The sequence below is a fragment of the Microbacterium umsixpiens genome (assembly GCF_053543675.1).
In genome coordinates this window covers 1,856-2,815 of sequence record NZ_JBLVOH010000178.1, presented here as the reverse complement: position 1 = coordinate 2,815, position 960 = coordinate 1,856, and the positions used below count along the sequence as shown (strand labels likewise).

Annotated in this window: 1 protein-coding gene; it reads right to left on the bottom strand. The window is 68.2% G+C overall.

Annotation, left to right across the window (positions count from 1 at the left end):
- Positions 1-44: 44 nt before the first annotated feature.
- The coding region (gene ftsZ / locus ACNPM4_RS16940; protein WP_448986460.1) for a cell division protein FtsZ at positions 45-960 on the bottom strand (916 nt) is incomplete at its 5' end.

Below are 960 nucleotides of genomic sequence, written 5' to 3'. Positions count from 1 at the left end.
CCGCGCGGCCAGGCCCGATGGCTCCTGGCCGTCGACCGCCGAGGTCACTTCAGGAATTCGGGGATGTCGATGTCGTCGTCGGCGAAGGCCGGCTCGATGCTCGTGGCGGGCACCCGCTGGTGTACGGGCTCGGCCTGTGCGGGCTCGCTCTTCGTCTCGGACTCCTCCGGGAGTGACACCTCAGGAAGTGTCGCGGCCGACGGACGCGAGACCACCATCGGGTCGAGGCGCAGCGAGGGCTCTCCCCCGTCGAACCCGGCGGCGATCACGGTCACGCGCACCTCGTCACCGAGGGTGTCGTCGATGACCGTACCGAAGATGATGTTCGCCTCGGGGTGCGCGGCCTCCTTGACGAGGTCGGCGGCATCGTGGATCTCGAAGATGCCGAGGTTCGATCCTCCCTGGATCGAGAGCAGCACACCGTGCGCACCCTCGATGGATGCTTCGAGGAGCGGCGACTCCACGGCGAGCTCTGCGGCCTTGATCGCACGGTCGGCGCCGCGAGCGGAGCCGATGCCCATGAGCGCCGAACCTGCGCCCTGCATGACCGACTTGACGTCGGCGAAGTCGAGGTTGATCAGACCCGGGGTCGTGATGAGGTCGGTGATGCCCTGGACACCGGCGAGCAGAACCTGGTCGGCGGTGGCGAAGGCCTCGATCATCGAGATGCCGCGATCGCTGATCTCGAGGAGACGGTCGTTCGGCACCACGATGAGGGTGTCGACCTCTTCCTTGAGCTTGGCGACGCCGGCCTCCGCCTGGCTCTGGCGGCGGCGACCTTCGAAGGAGAACGGCTTGGTGACGACACCGATGGTGAGGGCGCCGATGGACTTCGCGATGCGAGCGACGACCGGGGCACCTCCGGTTCCGGTTCCGCCGCCTTCGCCGGCGGTCACGAAGACCATGTCGGCACCGGTCAGGGCCTGCTCGATCTCCTCGGCGTGATCCTCCGCGGCGCGT